The sequence below is a fragment of the Streptomyces tateyamensis genome (assembly GCF_003205575.1).
GTDB classification, from domain to species: domain Bacteria; phylum Actinomycetota; class Actinomycetes; order Streptomycetales; family Streptomycetaceae; genus Kitasatospora; species Kitasatospora tateyamensis.
In genome coordinates this window covers 18,046-18,309 of sequence record NZ_PYBW01000083.1, presented here as the reverse complement: position 1 = coordinate 18,309, position 264 = coordinate 18,046, and positions in this window count along the sequence as shown.

Here is a 264-nt window from a genome sequence, read left to right as displayed (position 1 = left end):
CTGGGGGCTCCCGGGCGTATGGCAGGGGGGTGCGGGCGTGCGGGGGGCTCCTGTTCCCCGGGGGTTCACCCCTGGCGGTGATTGTGCGGCTACCCGAAGTGGTAGATGCTGGGCGTTGGCCGTATACGCAGCGGTCCGGTGGGACCGCGGTGCGCACCGAGTGGAGGCGTTGATGACCAGTCACCTGGACTTGCTGGGTCCGCCCCGGATCGCGGCCCGCGCGGGCGGCTGAGCCGAGGTGGAGGGCGTGGTGGCGGTGCTGGG